Source organism: Vibrio intestinalis (assembly GCF_025195085.2).
Lineage (GTDB): Bacteria > Pseudomonadota > Gammaproteobacteria > Enterobacterales > Vibrionaceae > Vibrio > Vibrio intestinalis.
In genome coordinates this window covers 825,968-845,218 of the sequence record NZ_JANAVY020000001.1, presented here as the reverse complement: position 1 = coordinate 845,218, position 19,251 = coordinate 825,968, and the positions used below count along the sequence as shown (strand labels likewise).

Annotated in this window: 15 protein-coding genes, 2 tRNA genes and 1 pseudogene; 5 read left to right on the top strand and 13 right to left on the bottom strand. The window is 43.1% G+C overall.

Annotated elements, in window-relative coordinates:
- Window positions 1-101: 101 nt before the first annotated feature.
- A complete protein-coding gene (locus tag MU515_RS03695) occupies window positions 102-1,028 on the top strand; it encodes a histone deacetylase family protein (RefSeq protein WP_260258999.1) in 927 nt (308 codons plus the stop codon).
- On the opposite strand, the gene MU515_RS03690 is transcribed toward MU515_RS03695, so the two are convergent.
- The 3 genes from MU515_RS03690 to MU515_RS03680 all read right to left on the bottom strand — a co-directional run bounded on the left by MU515_RS03690 (window position 1,025) and on the right by MU515_RS03680 (window position 4,533).
- Window positions 1,025-2,017, bottom strand: a complete 993-nt coding sequence (locus tag MU515_RS03690; RefSeq protein ID WP_260258998.1) for a LacI family DNA-binding transcriptional regulator — start codon at window positions 2,015-2,017, stop codon at window positions 1,025-1,027. The two genes, MU515_RS03695 and MU515_RS03690, sit on opposite strands and share 4 nt — an antisense overlap.
- A 180-nt stretch (window positions 2,018-2,197) precedes the next feature.
- The gene (locus MU515_RS03685; RefSeq protein WP_260258997.1) at window positions 2,198-3,748 is read right to left on the bottom strand and encodes an FGGY-family carbohydrate kinase; all 1,551 of its coding nucleotides are present in this window, start codon (window positions 3,746-3,748) and stop codon (window positions 2,198-2,200) included.
- A 38-nt stretch (window positions 3,749-3,786) separates the two neighbouring features.
- Window positions 3,787-4,533 (bottom strand): SDR family oxidoreductase, encoded by a 747-nt coding sequence (locus MU515_RS03680; protein WP_285892344.1) that lies wholly within the window; start codon window positions 4,531-4,533, stop codon window positions 3,787-3,789.
- 572 nt (window positions 4,534-5,105) lie between these two features.
- On the opposite strand from MU515_RS03680, the gene MU515_RS03675 reads away from it, so the two are divergent.
- The 3 genes from MU515_RS03675 to MU515_RS03665 all read left to right on the top strand — a co-directional run bounded on the left by MU515_RS03675 (window position 5,106) and on the right by MU515_RS03665 (window position 8,595).
- Window positions 5,106-6,041 carry an ABC transporter substrate-binding protein gene (locus MU515_RS03675; RefSeq protein ID WP_260258996.1) on the top strand — a complete coding sequence of 312 codons (936 nt, stop codon included), beginning with the start codon at window positions 5,106-5,108 and terminating at the stop codon, window positions 6,039-6,041.
- Between the two features lie 63 nt (window positions 6,042-6,104).
- Window positions 6,105-7,613: a sugar ABC transporter ATP-binding protein gene (locus tag MU515_RS03670; RefSeq protein ID WP_260258995.1), complete on the top strand. Its 1,509-nt coding sequence runs from the start codon at window positions 6,105-6,107 to the stop codon at window positions 7,611-7,613.
- Window positions 7,603-8,595 carry an ABC transporter permease gene (locus tag MU515_RS03665; protein WP_260258994.1) on the top strand — a complete coding sequence of 331 codons (993 nt, stop codon included), beginning with the start codon at window positions 7,603-7,605 and terminating at the stop codon, window positions 8,593-8,595. Before MU515_RS03670 ends, MU515_RS03665 begins: the two co-directional genes overlap by 11 nt.
- 90 nt (window positions 8,596-8,685) lie before the next feature.
- Here MU515_RS03665 and MU515_RS03660 read toward each other — a convergent pair whose 3' ends face one another.
- The 10 genes and pseudogenes from MU515_RS03660 to MU515_RS03615 form a co-directional block, all read right to left on the bottom strand.
- Complete coding sequence (locus MU515_RS03660) at window positions 8,686-9,045, bottom strand: hypothetical protein (protein WP_260258993.1); 360 nt, start codon at window positions 9,043-9,045, stop codon at window positions 8,686-8,688.
- A 36-nt stretch (window positions 9,046-9,081) separates the two neighbouring features.
- Complete coding sequence (locus MU515_RS03655; protein WP_285892343.1) at window positions 9,082-9,312, bottom strand: hypothetical protein; 231 nt, start codon at window positions 9,310-9,312, stop codon at window positions 9,082-9,084.
- Window positions 9,313-9,774: 462 nt separating this feature from the next.
- Entirely contained in the window at window positions 9,775-11,874 is a 2,100-nt protein-coding gene (locus MU515_RS03650; protein WP_260258991.1) for a DEAD/DEAH box helicase, read from the bottom strand.
- Window positions 11,874-12,788: a HamA C-terminal domain-containing protein gene (locus MU515_RS03645; RefSeq protein ID WP_260258989.1), complete on the bottom strand. Its 915-nt coding sequence runs from the start codon at window positions 12,786-12,788 to the stop codon at window positions 11,874-11,876. The genes MU515_RS03650 and MU515_RS03645 overlap by 1 nt, the downstream gene beginning before the upstream one ends.
- A gap of 210 nt (window positions 12,789-12,998) precedes the next feature.
- Window positions 12,999-14,176 (bottom strand): annotated as a pseudogene (locus tag MU515_RS03640) (IS3 family transposase).
- Window positions 14,177-14,218: 42 nt separating this feature from the next.
- Window positions 14,219-15,496 carry a tyrosine-type recombinase/integrase gene (locus MU515_RS03635; protein WP_260258988.1) on the bottom strand — a complete coding sequence of 426 codons (1,278 nt, stop codon included), beginning with the start codon at window positions 15,494-15,496 and terminating at the stop codon, window positions 14,219-14,221.
- A gap of 84 nt (window positions 15,497-15,580) precedes the next feature.
- Window positions 15,581-15,671: transfer RNA gene (locus MU515_RS03630), tRNA-Ser, on the bottom strand.
- 206 nt (window positions 15,672-15,877) lie between these two features.
- Window positions 15,878-15,954, bottom strand: a tRNA-Pro gene (locus MU515_RS03625).
- Window positions 15,955-16,016: 62 nt separating this feature from the next.
- Window positions 16,017-17,816, bottom strand: coding sequence for a DUF3413 domain-containing protein (locus tag MU515_RS03620; protein WP_260258987.1), 1,800 nt, complete (start codon window positions 17,814-17,816; stop codon window positions 16,017-16,019).
- A 27-nt stretch (window positions 17,817-17,843) separates the two neighbouring features.
- Window positions 17,844-18,068: a YejL family protein gene (locus MU515_RS03615; protein WP_260258986.1), complete on the bottom strand. Its 225-nt coding sequence runs from the start codon at window positions 18,066-18,068 to the stop codon at window positions 17,844-17,846.
- Window positions 18,069-18,154: 86 nt separating this feature from the next.
- Here MU515_RS03615 and yejK point away from each other — a divergent pair, with 86 nt between their 5' ends.
- Window positions 18,155-19,156 carry a nucleoid-associated protein YejK gene (yejK, locus tag MU515_RS03610; RefSeq protein ID WP_260258985.1) on the top strand — a complete coding sequence of 334 codons (1,002 nt, stop codon included), beginning with the start codon at window positions 18,155-18,157 and terminating at the stop codon, window positions 19,154-19,156.
- The last annotated feature ends 95 nt before the right edge of the window (window positions 19,157-19,251 follow it).

The following is a 19,251-nucleotide window of genomic DNA, read 5'->3' as shown; positions in this document are numbered from 1 at the left end:
TACTCAAATTGTGTTAATGATAATTATTTGCATTAAATCGATTTTGCGCTGTGTTTTCAAGCTGATACCCTAATTACATCGAAATTACATTTGAGCGCTTTATGATCCCTTTGGTCTACCATGCTATTTACTCCGATTTGCCATTACCAAAAGGGCACCGTTATCCGATCAATAAATATCGCCATATATATCAAGCAGTCGTAGATCAACAGCAGCAACACTCAGATTGGCAAACCTCGTTGTGTTTCTTTGAACCGACGCCTTTAGAGACGGCTGAAGTGGCGCAGTGTCATGATGCTGATTATGTGCAAGCCTTGTTTGAGGGCCAATTGCCAGCCGCTAAGATGCGTCGGATTGGGTTTCCATGGAGTGAGCAATTAATAAAACGTACGTTAACTTCTGCGGGCGGTACATGTCTGACCGCTGAGTTAGCGATTGCACATGGCATTGCGATTCATTTGAGTGGTGGATATCATCATGCTCACGCCGATTTTGGCTCTGGATTTTGTTTGATCAATGACTTGGTGATTGCTGCGAAACGTGCGTTGCAGCATGACAGTATAGATAAAGTATTGATTATTGATGCGGATGTGCACCATGGTGACGGCACGGCAACCCTGTGTGCGAATGAGCTAGATATAGTGACGGTATCATTTCATTGTGAAAAGAACTTTCCTGCCCGCAAGCCTGATTCCGACATCGATATTGGTTTTGCTCGTGAAACCGAAGACCAAGAATATCTAGAGCATTTTGAAGCGGTTGTGCAAACGGCAATTCAACTGCATCGCCCAGATATGATCATTTACGATGCAGGGGTCGATATTCATCACCTTGATGAGCTAGGTTATTTCAATGTTTCTGAGCAGGGGATACTGCAGCGAGATTTAATCATGTGTCGGTTGGCTCATGCCGCTCAGAGGCCGATGGCGTGTGTTGTCGGTGGCGGGTATCGAGAAAATCATCAAGATTTAGCGCCGCTTCACCTGAACTTAATCAGTGCGGCGCTACAAATATATCAACCGGTTTAGTAGATTGGCGCGTTATTGAGTCCGCCCTTGAGGAAGACTCGATTTGGTGCTTGTTCGCCTTTAATTTCCGCCAGTAGCAAAGAGGCTAACTGGGTTCCCCATTGCTCACTGTCGTGCGCTACACAAGGAATTTTGACGCCAAAGTCATCAGCGTTTGGAACGGTATCAATCGACACAAATTTAAGATTACCGAGCTTTAGCTTATTGGCTGCGCGAATTGAAGCGAGCGTAATAATGCCATTTAGCCCAACAATACAATCATATTGGTCGCCATGATCGGCAAGGTAATTGATGATAGTGGGTTTAGCCTTTTCATAAACATAGTCCGCATAGAGGTAACTTAAGCTCGCCTCTTGTGGAGCGGAAGATTGAATCCCTTCGATTCTTTGTTGGGTAATCAATGAAGATTCCGCGCCACCAATCACCAACACGCGTTTACACTCTAAATCAGCCACCATTTGGCCAACTTTTTCCCCAGAATCAACGTTATCAATAAACACGCCCGGTAAAGGGGGATGATGAATATCTCTATCCATCAAGACTAATTTGGTGTCTGAGTTAAGCACTTTATTCAGATAGGTTGGTGAAGCTTGAGGGGAGTCATCAATAACTGATAGAAAAATACCAGAGGCTTTATAGCTAATAAGCGTATTGATCGCTTGTTCTTCGACTTGTTCTGAACCATGAGTAGAGAAAATCATCACTGAATAACCCTGGGCTTCAAGCTCAGAGCAGGCGGTGTCAATAATGGCGGAATAGACGGGGTTAAATACGTTGTCGGTCACAAAGCCCACGACGTTGCTGGTTTTGTTCTTTAAATTGCGCGCGTAGACATTGGGAATGTAATTCATCTCTTCGGCGATTTTCAGAATCAGCTCACGGGTTTCTTTTTTGACCTTTTCAGGAGTGGTAAAAGCGCGAGATACGGTAACATTGGTTACGTTCGCTCTTTTTGCTACATCCTTGATAGTGGCGTTTTTTTTGATCATTTGTGTCTACTATCAGATTACTATCGTTACGGTAAAAACCAAGCTCGTCTACGTCAGTCTCGACGCTTAACTTGTTGAAATAATACGCGCTAAAATTTTAACAGTCTAATTAAAGTGAAGGCGACAGCGCCGAGTTGCAAAGTGACGCTGTCGTAGTTGGGTTAGCTAGGGTGTCATGCGTTAGTTTTTAAGATGCATGGCGATATCGTTGAGAGCATGCATATTAGTTTTACAGCTCTGGTATAGGGCTCGATATTGCTCGAACAGTTTGTTGTAGATAGCGTGACTTTGAGCATCAGGAGTGGCTCTTGGAACTAAGGTTGACCACTGTTTAATTTGCTCACCATTTTCGATAAGTCCAACGGCTGCTGCGGCTAATGCACAGTCGCCCAGTGGTGCTTCTACTTCTTCTTTGATGGTTAATACCGGGTAACCTGTAATATCGGCAATGATCTGCATCCACATGTCTGAGTATGCAGCGCCACCAACCACAATCAATTTATCGTTGAGTTTCTCTGCACTGACTTTGCCGCACTCAATGTTATCACGCAGTGCAAAGGTTACGCCTTCAATGACTGCGCGATATAGATGGTGGCGGGTGTGGAATAAGCTCATGCCGAGCATTGTCCCAGAAGCTTTTGAATCCCAAACTGGTGAGCGTTCCCCCATCAAATAAGGTAAAAAGAGTAGTCCGTCTGCGCCGGGAGGCAGATGTTTGGCTTCTTTTTCCAATAATTGATGGACGTTGCTACCAGCCCCTTCTGCCGCGATTTTTTCTGCTTGGCAGAATTGATCAATAAACCATGAGATAGAGGCACCAGCGGTTATCGCTCCGCCAAAAATATAGATGTCTTCCTTAGGGTTGTTGACGTGAGGCATTGATATTAAGCCGTGCTCAGCATTAGCGGTGTGGTTAACAAATCCCCAGCACATTGAAGTGCCGATCATCGCAACATGATCGCCAGGTTCACAAACACCAGCCGCATAAGTGGCTACCGCGGCATCCACCCCACCGGCAACGACAGGCGTAGAAGGCGCTAAACCGAGTTTTTCTGCCACATCAGGAAGCAACCCGCCAACAATATCTCCTGAACCAACCAGCTTTTCTGGCATATAGTGATGGGGAATACCAAGCATTGTCATGGCCTCTTGTGACCAACTACGATTGGCTAAATCATACACGCCGCCAATGTTCCCTGCTGATGAATGGTCTACCGCTATTTCACCTGTGAGCATGTAGTTAATGTAGCTGTTAGGCGGTAAGAAATAGCGGGTATTTTGCCAAATCTCAGATTCGTTTTGCTTAAGCCATAAGATCTTGGTGTAGCCATAGTAGCTGTCTAGAGAGTTACCCGTAATGCTAAAGAGTTTTTGGGTATCAATGTTTTCTTTTACCCATTGGACTTGTTCATCTGCGCGTCTGTCCATCCAGATAAGACAAGGGTAAATAGGGGAGATACTCTCATCGACGGGAATGCCTGCTCCGCCGTAGAGTGAACTGACACAGAGGGCCTTTATTTCTGTTTTATCGATATTGGATTGTTGGACCAAATCAGCAATCACCGCGAAGGTGGCATTGAGCCATACTTCGGCATGTTGCTCTGCCCAAAGTGGTTTTTTGTTTATCACACCATAGCTCTGGGATGCTGAGGCTAAAATTTGGCCTTGCGCATCCATGATCAAACCTTTGGTGCTTTGTGTGCCGATATCGACACCAATAACGTAACTCATAGTAAACCTCTTCTATTTTAGGGTTGTCCGCGAGTGAATTAGAGATCGACACTGTTAGGTAAAATTACCAAATCGCGAATGGTGACCGCAGGATTGCGGGTGAGCATAAATAGCGCGGACTCAGCTACTTCAATTGGCTGCATCAAGCTGCCATTGGCCAGTGCATCTTCCATTTTTTCTTTCGGCCAATCATCAAGCAGTGCGGTAACCACTGGGCCAGGTAAGATGGCGCTAACACGTACTCCGTGTTCAGCAACTTGACGGCGAGTTGTGTGCACAAACGCTTGCACGGCAAACTTAGACGCGGTGTAGATAGGTTCCCAAATGACAGGAACAACACCCGCAATTGAACTGGTAAATAACAGGTCACCGGATTTTTGATTAATGAAATGAGGTAGCACTGCTTTAGCGCAGCGGAATGCAATATTAACGTTTAAATTTAATACTTTATCCCAATCATCAGGGTTGCCTTCGGCAATTGGTCCACCGATGTAAGCACCTGCATTAGCATGGAAAATATCTAATCCGCCTGCCATTTGAATGATCTTTTCCGCAAGATGATCTACTTCAGCGCTATCAAACAAATTCATTTGCAGCGCAAAAGCGCTGTCACCCATTTCAGTGATGACTTGATCTAATTTGGCGGCATCTTTGTCAATCAGTACGACTTTCGCACCAGCACGGTGATAGGTTCGAGCGCATTCCAAGCCGATGCCTGATGCTGCGCCAGTGATGGCTGCGACTTTTCCTTCTAAAGAGGTTTTGATCAGATTGTATTGGTCCATTTTATGACTCCTAAGCAAGCTAGATATCGAATAACAATTACGGTTACTTTTTTTACAGCAAAATAGCGGCAATTGGTTTGGGCTTGATCACAAACGAATGTAGACGTCTACATTTATTGAAAAATGCAGATTTAGCTCACAAAGATCATTCTACTCACAGCCAAATCGCTTAAATTACAACTTTTTGGCTCTCTTTTTATTCGATATTTCGCTTGCTTATCCGGGTGTTAGACGACAAACGCTGAAGGAAAATGAATATCTATCGGATTATTTGTTTTATTTATCAGTCTTTTGTTTTGTCAATGATGTTATTTGGATAAATTTGTTAAATTTGCGTGATAATAATCACGCTTCGGCGTTTATTTGTATCGTTTAAAAACTTTATGTGTTTCTGATCTCATAATTTGAGCCGAAATGCAGCTAATAATGACGACGTTGTCATTTGGTTTGCAAACGTTTGCCGTCAGGTGAGGTGAAAACACTCAAATACAAATAGGCAGGTTTCAAAGCTTTACCAAGGCAACGCAATAACGTGAAAAGCAAACAATAAAATAATAGTAAAAGGAAATTATATGTCTCTGATAACCCGTACATTACGCAACATTGCGCTTGCAGGCTGCGTTGCGGGTGCGGCATTGCTAACCACTGCCGTACACGCGAAAGATGACTCCCAACCATTAACTATTGGTATGTCTTTCCAAGATTTGAATAACTCATATTTCATTGTGATGAAAGAATCATTGGAAGAGATAGGAAAAGAGTTAGACGCAAAAATCATCATTACTGATGCTCGTCATGACATTTCAAAGCAGATCAATGACGTAGAAGATATGCTGCAAAAGAACGTAGACATTCTATTAATCAACCCAACAGACTCTGTTGGCATTCAATCAGCGGTGATGTCAGCTCAAGAAGCGGGTGTCGTTACAATTGCTATCGATGCTCAAGCTGAAGGTGGTGTGGATGGTTTCGTCGGCTCGAAAAACTTCGATGCTGGTTACAAAGCTGGTGAATATCTAGCTGAGTCGATTGGTAAGAAAGGTGAAGTTGCGATTCTTGATGGCATTCCTGTTGTGCCAATCTTAGAGCGTGTTCGCGGCTTTGAAGCAGCGATGAAAAACTACCCAGACATCAAAGTGGTTGATAAGCAAAATGGTAAGCAGCAGCGCTCGATGACGCTTACCGTTACAGAGAATATGCTGCAAGCACACCCTAACCTAAAAGGTATCTTCTCTGTGAACGATGACGGCACTATGGGCGCTTTGGCGGCAGTAGAAGCTTCAGGCAGAGACGTGAAATTTACCTCTGTTGATGGTCACCCAGAAGCGATTGAAGCGATCAAAAACGGCTCTAAATTGGTCGCGACTTCCGCTCAACACCCTCGCGATATGGTGCGTATCGGTGTCGGCCTAGGCCTAGCGAAGCTTTGGGGCGCTAACATTCCTTCTGAAACGCCAATCAATATCGATCTTATCGATGGTAAAAACGCAGAAGACTTTAGCTGGTAACTAAACCGTTTAGCCCGTGGTGTTCACGGGCTATTACCATGTCTTATCAAGGGTAGGTACAGGATGAATACATTGCTAGAGCTTGATGGCATCTGTAAGTCATTTCCCGGAGTAAAAGCGTTAGACAATATCTCTATCTCGCTGCATAAGAGCGAGGTTCACGCATTGCTGGGTGAAAATGGTGCGGGTAAATCGACGTTAATGAAAGTGCTTTGCGGCATCTATAAGCATGACCAAGGAGAGATTCGTATTGAAGGCGCAACGCAAACCTTCAACGGATACAAAGACGCGATTGAAAAGGGCGTCGGCATCATATTCCAAGAGTTTTCTTTAATCCCTTATCTCAATGCCGTGGAAAACATTTTCCTCAACCGCGAGTTAAAAAATCGATTTGGTTTACTCAATAAATCACTAATGCGAGAAAAGGCCAAGCAAATTCTCGCGCGTTTGATGGTTGATATAGACCTAGATGTTCCCGTGGAGCAGTTGAGCATTGCTCAGCAACAGTTTGTTGAAATTGGTAAAGCACTTTCACTGAATGCAAAAATATTGGTTTTCGATGAGCCAACCGCAACCTTAACGCCTAAAGAAGCAAGCCATTTGTTTGCCGTGATGCGTGATCTTAAAGCGCAAGGCGTAGGCATGTTTTTTATCTCTCACCATTTAGAAGAGATAAACGAAATTTGTGACACCATCTCAGTGCTGCGAGATGGCCAATATATCGGGACACGGGCGGTGCAAGGCACGACTGTGGATGAATTAGTCGAAATGATGGTAGGGCGAAAAGTGGAGTCGACTTTCCCAGTTAAACCTCCACTGGTTGAGCAGCATACTCCAGTGTTAGAAGTCAAAACCTTGCAGCTCGAGAAACATGGTCCATCAAACAGTTTCACTCTCTATCCCGGCGAGATCTATGGTTTTGCTGGGCTGGTGGGCTCTGGCCGTACTGAAACCGCGAGAGCCATTATTGGTGCCGATCGCGCTTACAAAAAAGTTATCAACTTTATGGGCCAAGAAGAAAAACTACCTAACCCGGCAGAATCGCTGCACAAAGGTATAGGTATATTGCCCGAAGATCGCAAGCATGAGGGGTTAATTTTATCTTTCTCTGTTGCCGATAACATTACGCTCAATAACCACAAGGATGAGATTTATCTAAAAGGGCTAATTAGTCGCAATGGTGAAATTGCCAAGGCAGACAAGCTAATACAAACCGTAGGGATCAAAACGCCTTCGTCGAGCGTTGAGGTGGGGAATCTGTCGGGGGGCAACCAACAAAAAGTGGTGATTGCTCGCTGGCTTAATAATGACTGTAAAGTGCTGATTTTTGATGAGCCGACCCGTGGCATCGATGTTGGCGCAAAATCAGAGATCTATGAGTTGATGAGAGAGTTAACCCGTCAAGGGGTTTCAATCATCGTTATTTCATCAGAGTTACCAGAAATTATAGGGATGTGTGATCGAGTCGCTGTGTTCCGAGAAGGTGAGATAGTCGCCCAATTAGAAGGAAATGATATAGAGCCGAATACCATCATGTTACACGCAACCGGGAATAAACATAATGAACACTAAAGTAGACACTCATTCAGTCGCTCAGAGCGCACCTACTGGGTTAGATACGATTAAAAGTTGGACTAAGCATCCGGTGTTTTATCCGTTAATCGGTTTTATTACCGTTTTTATCATCATGGTGTTTTCCAATGATAATTTCCTAACCACCAACAACTTAACCAACATTGCTCGCCAAGTATCGATCAATGCCATTATTGCGATAGGGATGACCTGTGCGATTCTATTAGGTGGTATTGATCTCTCGGTTGGCTCGGTAATGGCACTCTCTGGCACCGTCACCGCGGGGTTAATGGTTGCGGGAATTCCACCTGAATTTGCTATTTTCCTCGGTATTCTGCTTGGTGCGGGTTTCGGTGGCATTAACGGCTTTTTGATTGCCTATGCCAAGATGCCAGCCTTTATCGTGACTTTGGCTACCTTGGGTATCGCCAGAGGCTTAGCGCTGATTTATACCGGTGGTTACCCGATTGCAGGCTTGCCTAAATGGTTCTCTATTTTTGGCCGTGGTGAAATAATCGGTATTCAGACCCCGATCTTTATCATGATCTTTGTTTATATCATTGCCTACATAGCTTTGAACCACACCTCGTTTGGTCGCCATGTTTACGCCATCGGTGGTAATGAAGAAGCTTCAAGATTAAGTGGTATCAAAGTACCGAAAACCGTGATGTTGGTGTACATCATTAGTGGCACAACGGCGGCGTTGGCAGGGCTAATACTGACTTCTCGTTTGATGTCGGGTCAGCCAAATGCAGGGGTTGCTTTTGAACTTGATGCTATTGCAGCAGTAGTGCTTGGCGGTGCTTCTATGGCAGGCGGTAAAGGGGCAATCTTAGGTACTCTTGTTGGCGCGATGTTGCTTGGGGTGCTGAATAACGGTCTTAACCTCGCGGGTGTCTCTCCTTATGTGCAAAACGTGATTAAAGGCATCATCATTTTAGTCGCCATTTATGTCGGCTCAGAGAAAAAGAAACGCGCTTAAACTCAATCCTGAAAGGGGCAAAGCCCGCTTCACTTCTGTGTCGCGGGCTTTGTCTATTTGGTAGTGTTGAAACCTATTTAAGATACATGACTAAAGTGAGCAATCGGATTGGGTGAAAATTTCATAGTCATTTAACGAGCCGTACCGAAAACGAAAATCGACGATTTTACACACTTGGCTGGTCTCACTTCTGTAGGTAATTTTGCCATTGGCATAAACCATATCACCATCCTGAAAAGCGGATTCGATCTCTTTGTTTAATTGAATATTTGAGTTAGAGCTATCGCTTAACAGCTCTAGAGGATCAAACCATTGCTGTTTGATTGCCATCTGCGTGAGCATGTTTTGTGCAGCTGAGTTTAGCTGTTTAGGTTGCACGACATAACGATCGTAAATGAAGTATCCGAGTAAGCAGGCAATAACAATGATGAGCAGTGTTGGTTTGTTCATGCACAAGCTCCTTTGATGGGGGAAAGTAAATGGCGGTTACTGAAACTCATCACCGTGGTTTTCGAGTCTCTTCGTCCCACACTCTGAACAAACCACGTAGCGCTCAACCAAATCTAAAGATGCACCTAAAGGGCTAGCGACGCCTCCAAAAAAACCGGAGAGAAACGCTTTGAACTGTTCTTTTTTGCTTTTGCCAAACTTAGACGGTTTTTGTTTGATGATTTCGTTGTGTATCGTATCTCGCTGACATGTATGACAATACTTCATAGCCACCTTCGTCTTTGATTTATAAAACTTAAATTAGATGATAGCAGTCTGTATGCATATTAATGAGAGATAGAGCTAAAACTCGATAATTGAAAACTGAGGCAAAGAAGAGGGGATAGTTTGAAAGTTGTGAGAGACGCTGAATACGAAAAAGGCCGCTAATTTCTTAGCGGCCTTTTTCGTGAATGTAGCGAAGTGCTGGGCTTGCACTCAACGCTTTCAAACCTCTAAAACGACGAAAGCCCGCAACAAGTGCGAGCTTTCTAAATGTGGCGGAGAGATAGGGATTTGAACGCTATACCCGCTAGATTAAAACACTTATTTTACAATGACTTAATTTGAGCTCTCAAAAGCCGAGTTTGCCATTTGTGAAATACATGATAAACCAACTATCGAAAAGAAATCAATAGATTGAACACCTTAGGTTCCTGGTCTCCAAGAGCACCAAACTTAGAACCATACTCATGCTTCTCTAACTATGCCTTCCATGAAGTAACTAAATATGTACCTATCAAAAGAATCAAATGATGCATTTAGTCGTACTTGATGCTCTATAGGCATACTCGTAAATTCTTCTAAAACAACATGAATCTCAACCTCATCTCGCTCAAGGTCAATCACTCCTAGATCATGAATTTTCCTAGATAACATCCTTGGTAAACCGTACTCCTCCAACTGATAAACCAAAGGTGGTAAGAAAGCATTAGAGACTTTACCTATAAAAGGCGCAATATCTATATTCTCATTAAGAATATTTTTCTGGAGAACATTTACATCATTAAGTAGCGAGGCAAGCTTGAATGTAGCGTTCTTCTCTAGTTCGAAGAACTGATCAATGCCGATATCTAAGTCTTCCAGTCTATTGAGTAACTGAGGAATAGTTAGAGACCAGTTGTCTGCTAAGACCTTAACAAAACCCACAAATTTACTATATTTGTCACCCCAACCACTTGGAGATAGCCTTATTACTTTGTACAAGTAACCGTCCCAATCATCGGGATGGCTCGAATTTAAGTATCCTAAACCGCTCCACGTCGGTTTGTTGGTTACTAAGTCTTTTGCAATGCTATGAATTAAAAACGAATCACTGGATTCAAGTTGACCACCTTTTTGAAGTTGATTCAGTCTACCTTCACCCAATAGTTCTTCCATATCCTCTTTGTAGGCAATTATCCTAGCTATTTGCTCCTGAGTTAGCTCAGTCTTATATTCTTCCAAATCAATACTGCCCACGAGTTGATCTGGAAATTCCAAATCTAATTGCGTTTCAGTTTCTTCTGGAGGCTTTTCTAGAATATAGATTTTCCCAATGAAGTGGCGGAACATTCTACCACCACGTCCAATGATGTTCTTATAGCTAAAATCATTAATGCGTGCTTTCCCTTTGCCACTGAGATTGCTCCATAGAATGACGTTTTCTGCGGATGTATTTACTCCCTCAATAATAGAAGATGTGGATACCAAGGTTTTGAGTCCATGTTCTTCTTCAAATAGCCTCACTTGAATTTGACTTAGCGAGCGATGCAAGCGTCCATTATGGATACCTGCCCCTCTTTTTACCAAATTAGTCAACTTCCAGTTAACATCGTAATTTTTTCCCAACCAATGATGGAAATCTCTCAGCAGGCCACTTTCTGATGAAGGAAAGCGGTCTGTAAGCAAATTTGATACGCTATCAATATTTCTAAACGTGCCTGCATAGATCAAAGTCTTACTAGCAGTATTCGATAGGATATTAATTAATGTATCACTCTTAGCCCTTTCATCGCCGTTGATCTCCTCATACAGCTCATGCTTTTCGAGAAAGACAGTATTGAAGTTCACACTTACAAACTCCATATTTTTTGTAAATAAACTGTCATTCAGTGAAGAGATGTTCGGGGCAAGAAAGTACTTTTGCTTTGCTTTCGAGCCAAGTTTCAATATGGCATTTATTAATGAGGGAGACCTATCCTTATCAAAAGCTGAACTGGCTTTATAAAACTCATCGACTATCAAGATGTCTATGTTCTCTAACTGTTCTGCATAGTGGATAGCTCGTTCTTGAGGAAAAATAAAGATGTTTGAATCAGCAAGCCTTGCTTCGGAAGTTGTGATGATCTTATAGTCCGCGCCAAATTTCTTATGCAATCGCCTTCGAGTTTCATCTGTTAGCGCAATCGTAGGGACAATGATTACTACATTTTTAGGCTTTTTTAACGCTATAAACGCATCAATAACGAAACTCTTGCCAAAACTGGTGGGAGCACTGACGGCAAGGTTTTTTCCCTCGATTAACTTTTTGAGTATTGAGGATTGCTCCCTATGTAGGGCTAGAGTCTCTCTTTCACCAACATCCACCTTGAATGCTTCATGAGCATATCTATCTTGCCAATCGCTGGTTTCCAGTTGAATGTAAGGAAATAAACCGACCTGCCTGATCAGGTTGTTGACCAAAGGTGAATATTGGATTTGGTGAGACTTATGATAGTCCAGCAGTTTAATGAGTTCATTTCTTGCAGACATCTCATCTTGATCATTTATGTAGTCATTGATCTCATGGCACTTTTCAAATATATCCACTAGAACTCCTCCTTCAAGAACTCAACTTTTTGAACAAACTTGTCAACTATTTGAGCCTTATTTGGGACTGGAAACAGTATGATATGAAAGGTTATTTGGTCGTAAAGATGTAAGTCGCTTATCTCTGATATCTGCTTCTCAAAGTAAGCATTTGCTCTATCTAAGTGGTAATCCATAACTTGCGTTTGGTATTCCTCTGACCACATGGTCGTACCTAGAGTTACCTCGCACTCATGAAGTATAAAAATGGGAATATGGATTTTGGGTTTAATGGAGTCTAGTGACACTTTAGATGACAACGCATCTTTGATTCGCTGACGTAATTCAGAGTTTTCAACTAAGTGATCAATGTCACTAACATTTGTGACGATACTGTTCTCTTTCTTCAGTTTATCTGGCTTCAAGGAGTTCTTTACTGAAGTAACTATGGAACCAAGCCTAGCGTTTTCGATTGACTTGTAAAACTTAGCCTCGCCAAACCAAAGGGAAAAATCATCTCCATGTAAAACTAGGTGGACACTGTCTGCACCTTTCGCATTATCTTGAGCATTTTGTTTATAGAAAATTTTGGGAACCACGGGCAAAGCACCATAGTGGTGCTTCATAATCCCGTATAGGAAAATTTCGGCTAATTCACTACCTTTGCCAATGTCAGTTTCTTTATCTGTCAATCTCAGGTTAGCTGCGGAGGCGGTAAGTAAAGATGAGGATTTGTTAATTAGTGCTTCTCGCTCCTGAGACGACAGAGAGGTTTCTGCAATATTATCCCATATAAACATATGAAAATTTTTGTGGCGCCAACTTCCTTCCTCGAAATCATTGGCGATACTCAGGACATGCTTGTTGCATTGAGGGCTTATACTTTTCGTACAGACATCAGAAAATGAGCTGTCTAACAGTACATTGAATTCCATAACTCACTAACCTGTATAATAATTTTCTTAATAATATACAACTAGTGACATTGCATCAATGTCAAACTAAAGTGTTGATTGTTTGGCATTAACAATTAGCACGGTCTCTGTATTAACCAGTTGCCCGACTAGAAAATATGACTTTCTGCCAAGAAAAAGGTAGTGCTGACATTGCTAGGCTATCGCTCTTAATAATCTATACTGTAGTGGTCAACTAATATTGGCCACAGTTTTGTAAGTTTCCCAGTACTGCCGTTCCGACTCGTTGGGCGTTAGCCCACCATTGTATTGATGAGGCCTTATCTGGCTGTAGTACCTAATGATGTAATGAGTGATCGACTGTCTAGCAGCAACGACACTTTGATAGCCACATGGTGGCATCCATTCAGACTTTAAGCTTCTGAAAAAGCGCTCCATCGGAGCATTGTCCCAACAGTTTCCTCTCCGTGATAGGCTCTGCTTTATCTGATAGCGCCATAGTGTTTGTCGGTATTTTCTACTTGTATAGTGGCTACCCTGATCGCTATGGAACATGACTCCTCGTGGTTTGCCACGATGCTCATAAGCCATCTTAAGTGCTTTGCTCGTTAACTCACTATCTGGTGATAGTGACATCGCCCAACCTATTGGTTTACGAGCGAATAGGTCAATGACTACAGCTAAGTAAGCCCAACGGTTACCCGCCCATATGTAAGTCACATCACCAACCTATACCTGGTTTGGAGCCGTTACTGCAAACTGCCTATCCAAGTGGTTCGGGATTTCAATATGCTCTTGGCGCTTAAGGTTATATCGATGCTTCGGAAGCTGACAACTGACTAATCCTAGTTGCTTCATGAACTTAGTCGCCCTGTAGCGACTAAGGTTAATGCCTAAATTCGTGATAATAGTTGCAATCGTCCTTGCTCCTGCTGAACCATTGCTTACTGAATGTGCTTCGTGGATTAGCGCTCTAAGCTTTAATTCATCTGGGTTAGGTGATACAGGTGCTTTGCACCAGTATCGATAACTACTACGATGAACACCGAAGACGCGACATAGCTTTTGAACGCTGTAGCTCTGTTTCAGCTTCTCGATTATCGAGAACCGTTCAGCGAGTCCGACATCAACAGAGCTGTAGCCTTTTTTAATATTTCATTGTGCTCTTCTATGTCAGCGATACGCTTTCTAAGCTCACGCAGTTCAATCTGCTCAGGTGTTAGTGGGGATGCCTTTGGAGTAATGCCTCGCTGCTCTTGTTTTAGCTGTCTTACCCACTTGTCCATCGCTGATTTGCTTACACCCATGGCCTTAGCGGCCTCAGTAACAGAGTAGCCTTGTTCAGTTACTAGTTGAGCAGCTTCGAGTTTAAATTCTGGGCTATAAGTTCTTCTTGTACGTTTGGTCATAGTGTCACCTGTTGTGTATGAGATGCATCTTAGCACCTCTAATCAGGTGGCCAAATTAACTATGCCACTACATTCCAAGATAAGCGCGAAGCTATTTATGGCATCGCTAAGAAGTTCTGGTTCGAGTGCCGTACCATAATGCCCGAAAGTCATACTGTGATTTTTGTGTCCAACGATCTGTGACACTACATGCTCTGGAACACCTAACCTTTTAAGTTCGTCAATAAAGGTATGCCTAAAAGGTCGATTACCAGCCCTAAAGCCACAAGCTGTCAACACCTCACCCATCGTATCTCTATAATCGCTCGACCAGTCATAGTCTTCTCCGCGAGGCGTAAAATCAAATAGTTGAATGCAGCCTTGTTGTCTACGCTCGCGGACATAATTCAAAAAGCCGTCCTCTAACAGGCAATGATGAATTGGTACTTGTCTATTTGATGACGAATTTTTGAGGTGCTGTCTATCACCAGCCTCGTTGAAATGAATGATAGGTATCGACTGATCGAATTGAATATCTTTGACTCGAAGCTGACAGGATTCTGATGGACGACAACCATGCCTAAACATAACCATGGTAGCCCAACGGAAAGACTCGTCCTGTTGTTTAAATGCTTGACTATTAAATAGATGCTTTAACTCTGAAATACCCCAGCGAGTACGCTGGGAAGAAGCCGAACCTGACCTACTTGGGAGCTTCACCTGAGTGAAAGGGTTACTCTGTAAGAGCTCATGCACTACGCACCAGTTGAGAAATTGTTTATTAGCAGCCAAGTAATCTTTTAAAGTCTTATGGCTTAACCCACGGCGAAGCAATTCGTCACGATATGCCATGGCAACCGAGCTAGAAATTTTGGCCGCTTCTTGTTTTTTTAAAAAAGCTAAGAAATCGCCACAGCGCTGCCGAAGTTGTTTAAGAGTTAAGTTAGTTACTTTCTCTAACTGCTTAGACGCAATAAATCTATCTAGAGCCTGTTCATCTACCTGAGGCGCTGTGTTATTTGGCTTGGTTGCTTTATTGATAGGTAGAGACTTGAATAGTGCTATATCCGAATTACTTTCTTGTTGGAATTGTTGCCGAAGTTGATTTACCTGTTCATTCAACTGAGCTTTAAATGTGTTGTAAGGGAGCTGCTGGGAATCAGCATCGGTGAAAAGAGCAAAGATCAGCTTGGTGTGCTCGACATTGCGTAAGTACGCAACTCGTCTTTCGCGTGTAAACAGAGAGAAACGGATCTCTTTTGGGTAACCCATTGAGCGAAGAGAAAGGGGAGTTGCCACACGTGTGTAATACACGCTATTTGGAAGTCTCAACAAATACATCTGTATTATCCTTTTGTATTTGTCGACTTTTGAGGTATAAAAACGAAAAAACCGCTGTAAAAACAGCGGTTTAATCTTTGAAAGTGGCGGAGAGATAGGGATTTGAACCCTAGATACGCTATTAACGTATGCCGGTTTTCAAGACCGGTGCTTTCAACCACTCAGCCATCTCTCCGTTGTTGAGGCGAATATTAAAGGGCTTAGCCAACCTTGTAAACCCCTATTTTTACTGTTTGCTTTATTTGTGAGCGCTTAACTGCAATTTTTAGTTTGATGGGGTGTTTTTTAAACTATTAGCCTGATATTTATCAGGTTTATAGCCTTAGTTAGTTGCCTCTAGGCAACAAAAAAGAGAGCCGAAGCTCTCTTTAGTAAGGTGTATGGTCGGACTGACAAGATTTGAACTTGCGACCCCCGACACCCCATGACGGTGCGCTACCAAGCTGCGCTACAGTCCGACAGGGTAATTTTACTCGCTCGCCTTTATAGGTCAAACAGTAATATTTGTTAAGATGATGATTTAGTTACTTTTAGTGTAAAAGCGTTGTAACTCAGTTAAGCCTTGCATCAGTACTGGTAATGCCGGGTTTTCATCTCTCAGACGCTGATAATTACTGTCATACAGTTTGTAGTTACCAAACTTATCGATCACCGTGGTGTTCTTGCTGGTGATCAGTGCTAGCTCATGGTAATCACCGGCTAACACCCACTTGCGAGACTTTTCATCGAATAAGTTGCGGCCACTGCTGAAATCAGTCGGGTTGGATGAAACCCCAAGCAGATCTTGCATCAGTGTCACCGAGAAATCTAAGTGGCTAGTGCGATGGTTGTATTGCGCGGCTACTTTACCTGGCCAATGCATTACCATTGGTACTTGTAATTGGTAACGGCTGTAGTTGCTGTTTGCGCCCCAGCTATTGGTTTTAGTTTCGTTAAACTCGGTGCCGTGGTTTGAGGTAATCACGATCACCGTTGAATCACTAATACCCAATTGCTCTATCTTTTCAAATAGGTGGGCAAGCTCAGTATCGGCGTTAGAAACCGATTGTTGGTAGCTAGTAATTAATGATTCTGTGCTGTTACCTGAGCTATTAGCGTAATCTGAAAAGTTATCGAGTGTTGTCAGCTCAATGAAGCTAAACCAAGGTTGGCTTGCGTTTTCAGACACCCAATTAGACCAAGCATTGATGGCAGCATTGTCAGCGGTTTCAGTGTTAGTTAGCTCTACATTATTAATGCTTAGGCCACTAAATACGATGTCACTGAACAGCGAGTCACTGAAGTTATCACCACTGAACAAACCAAAGCTGTAGTTTTGGTTGCGCAGGGTTTCGATCATGATTGGTAGAGACTCTTGCTCTTTAATGCTGCTTGCATAGCTACTAGGCAGGCCATAAAACAGACCGAACACACCAGTGCTGTCATTGCTTGAGCTGAAGTGATTGTTAAAGCTCAAGTTATCAATTGAGAAATTAAAAGCGTTCGGCATTGAAGATGCGTTTAGCGCATCGGCACGTAAATTATTGACGCTCACTACCAGAACATTGAGTGGATTAGCTCGGCGGCTAAACTCGATGGTTTCTAGTGGGTAGCGAACAAGTTCCGCTTCGCCTAGGTTGGCGGCTTGACGTTTTAAATACTCTTCTCTGTCTAACAGACCATGCTTCTCCATGAAGGATTTTGCCGTCATAGGGTAAGAGAGCGGGAAGTTAGCGCGCTGAGAAGTAATCGGATTGTAGAAGTACGCATCAGCCCATACGTAGATCATATGGCTTGAGATAAAGCAGACGAAGAACACCGCAGCGATAGGGCGGCCGATGTGCTTGTGCGACAGTTTACGCTGTTTACGCCAAACCCACTCGGATAGAGCGAGTTCAATCAAAAAGATCAGTGGAAGAACAACAAACAGGTGCTGCAAGTCAGCACTGATGGCGCTGCTTTTCTCTGCAAAGAGGACTTCCCACACCACAGGTGTTAGGTGAAGGTTGATGCTTTGATACGCTTGGGTATCAATAAGAAGTAGGGTAAGGCCTATGGTAACCAAACAAACCGAAAGCAAACGGAATAACTTACGTGATGGCACCACAAAGGTTAACGGAAACAGAACCAGTAGATATAAGGCAAATACTAAAAAGCCAAAGTGACCTACCCATGAAGCGGCTAAATAAACCTGACCAAGTAGGGTTTCTGGCCACGGAGACTGGGTAATGTAGCGAGTACCAATAAGCATGGCTGCGATGATATTGAAAAAGGCAAACCAGTGGCCCCAACCCACTAGGCGTGAAACACGCTCTCCGTATGAATTTCCGTTATCTACCATGTACTGTTCTTGTTTCCGCTTTATGTATTAGTGAGCTTTGTCTTCGATAGAAGACATAAGCGCTTGTGCAAATTTCTCTGCAATTGCTTTTCTTTGGCCTGTACCAACATTCTTATTAATAACATTGGTCGCGATGTTGCCAGCAATCATTAGGCTTAGGTCTGGACCTGCGCCATGTTTTTCGAGCACAGCTGCGACTTCAGTTAGAATGTTTTCAAATTTTTCGTCGCTGTATTTAGATGTAATCGGCATAAAGACTCTAATGAACAATAGTAAAGCGGCTTATGATAACCTACAATGCGGTGCAACTGAAACAGAGAACGACGATAAATTTCATCATGAGTTTGCACCTTTCTAACGTTATCCTACACCAACTGCAAAAAAATGATTCTGAAGAGCTTACGGTTAATTTCCGTTCAGAGTCTTTGGCAAACGACAGTTCTAGTGAAAGCTTAGTCGCTGAACTGCATCGTGTGTTTAATTCTAAAGCCGGCAAAGGCTTTGGTTCATTTAAATCTGACAGCGATTTTCAAATCTGGTTGCAAGAACTTCGCCAGCAAAAGAGAGATTTTTACGATTTCTCTCAAATTAGCGCAAATCGTCTAAAAGACGAGCTAGCAAAATACCCATTTGCTGATGAAGGTATCTTAGTGTTTGCTGAGTACCAGTCACTGGCTACAGATTACCTGTTTGTTGCAATTATTCCATCAAATCAGAGCCTTAAAGTGACCGAAGGCCTAGATATTAGTGCAACGGACTATCTTGACCTATCTAAAATGGATATTGCCGCACGTATCGACCTTTCTAGTTATGAAAATGACAAAGAGTCAAACCGTTACCTCACTTACATTAAAGGCCGCGTAGGTCGTAAGGTGGCGGACTTCTTCTTAGATTTCTTACAAGCGGAAGTTGGCCTTGATACTAAGCAGCAAAACCAAGTGTTGATGCAAGCGGTAGAAGATTTTTGCTCTGACTCTAAATTAGAGAAAGAAGAAGCGCTGAGCTACAAAAAGCAAGTTGCGGATTACTGCAACGAGCAAATCAAATCGGGCGACGAAGTGTACGTGAAAGAGTTATCTGGTGAGCTACCAGCTTCTCAAGACGGTACGAGCTTTTTAGATTACACCCAAGATCACGGCTACGAACTGGAAGAAAGCTTCCCTGCGGATCGCGCAACAGTGCGTAAGCTGACTAAGTACGTAGGTGCTGGCGGTGGCTTGAATGTGAGCTTTGATAGCATGCTACTGGGTGAGCGTATTTTTTACGATCCAGAAACCGATACGCTAACCATTAAAGGCACGCCACCAAACTTGCGTGACCAACTTAGCCGTAATCGCTAAAGACGCCTTGTTATGAGTAAATAAGTGAAACCCCGCCAAGTGCGGGGTTTCGTTTATCTAGAGGTAAGCAAAGTTAGATTTGCAACAATTTGAGT

Excerpts from the sequence above, each read along its gene's own strand:
- MU515_RS03695 (WP_260258999.1), top strand. The coding sequence starts at position 102 with ATGATCCCTTTGGTCTACCATGCTATTTACTCCGATTTGCCATTACCA.
- MU515_RS03690 (WP_260258998.1), bottom strand. The coding sequence starts at position 2,017 with ATGATCAAAAAAAACGCCACTATCAAGGATGTAGCAAAAAGAGCGAAC.
- MU515_RS03685 (WP_260258997.1), bottom strand. The coding sequence starts at position 3,748 with ATGAGTTACGTTATTGGTGTCGATATCGGCACACAAAGCACCAAAGGT.
- MU515_RS03680 (WP_285892344.1), bottom strand. The coding sequence starts at position 4,533 with ATGGACCAATACAATCTGATCAAAACCTCTTTAGAAGGAAAAGTCGCA.
- MU515_RS03675 (WP_260258996.1), top strand. The coding sequence starts at position 5,106 with ATGTCTCTGATAACCCGTACATTACGCAACATTGCGCTTGCAGGCTGC.
- MU515_RS03670 (WP_260258995.1), top strand. The coding sequence starts at position 6,105 with ATGAATACATTGCTAGAGCTTGATGGCATCTGTAAGTCATTTCCCGGA.
- MU515_RS03665 (WP_260258994.1), top strand. The coding sequence starts at position 7,603 with ATGAACACTAAAGTAGACACTCATTCAGTCGCTCAGAGCGCACCTACT.
- MU515_RS03660 (WP_260258993.1), bottom strand. The coding sequence starts at position 9,045 with ATGAACAAACCAACACTGCTCATCATTGTTATTGCCTGCTTACTCGGA.
- MU515_RS03655 (WP_285892343.1), bottom strand. The coding sequence starts at position 9,312 with ATGAAGTATTGTCATACATGTCAGCGAGATACGATACACAACGAAATC.
- MU515_RS03645 (WP_260258989.1), bottom strand. The coding sequence starts at position 12,788 with ATGGAATTCAATGTACTGTTAGACAGCTCATTTTCTGATGTCTGTACG.
- MU515_RS03635 (WP_260258988.1), bottom strand. The coding sequence starts at position 15,496 with ATGTATTTGTTGAGACTTCCAAATAGCGTGTATTACACACGTGTGGCA.
- MU515_RS03620 (WP_260258987.1), bottom strand. The coding sequence starts at position 17,816 with ATGGTAGATAACGGAAATTCATACGGAGAGCGTGTTTCACGCCTAGTG.
- MU515_RS03615 (WP_260258986.1), bottom strand. The coding sequence starts at position 18,068 with ATGCCGATTACATCTAAATACAGCGACGAAAAATTTGAAAACATTCTA.
- yejK (WP_260258985.1), top strand. The coding sequence starts at position 18,155 with ATGAGTTTGCACCTTTCTAACGTTATCCTACACCAACTGCAAAAAAAT.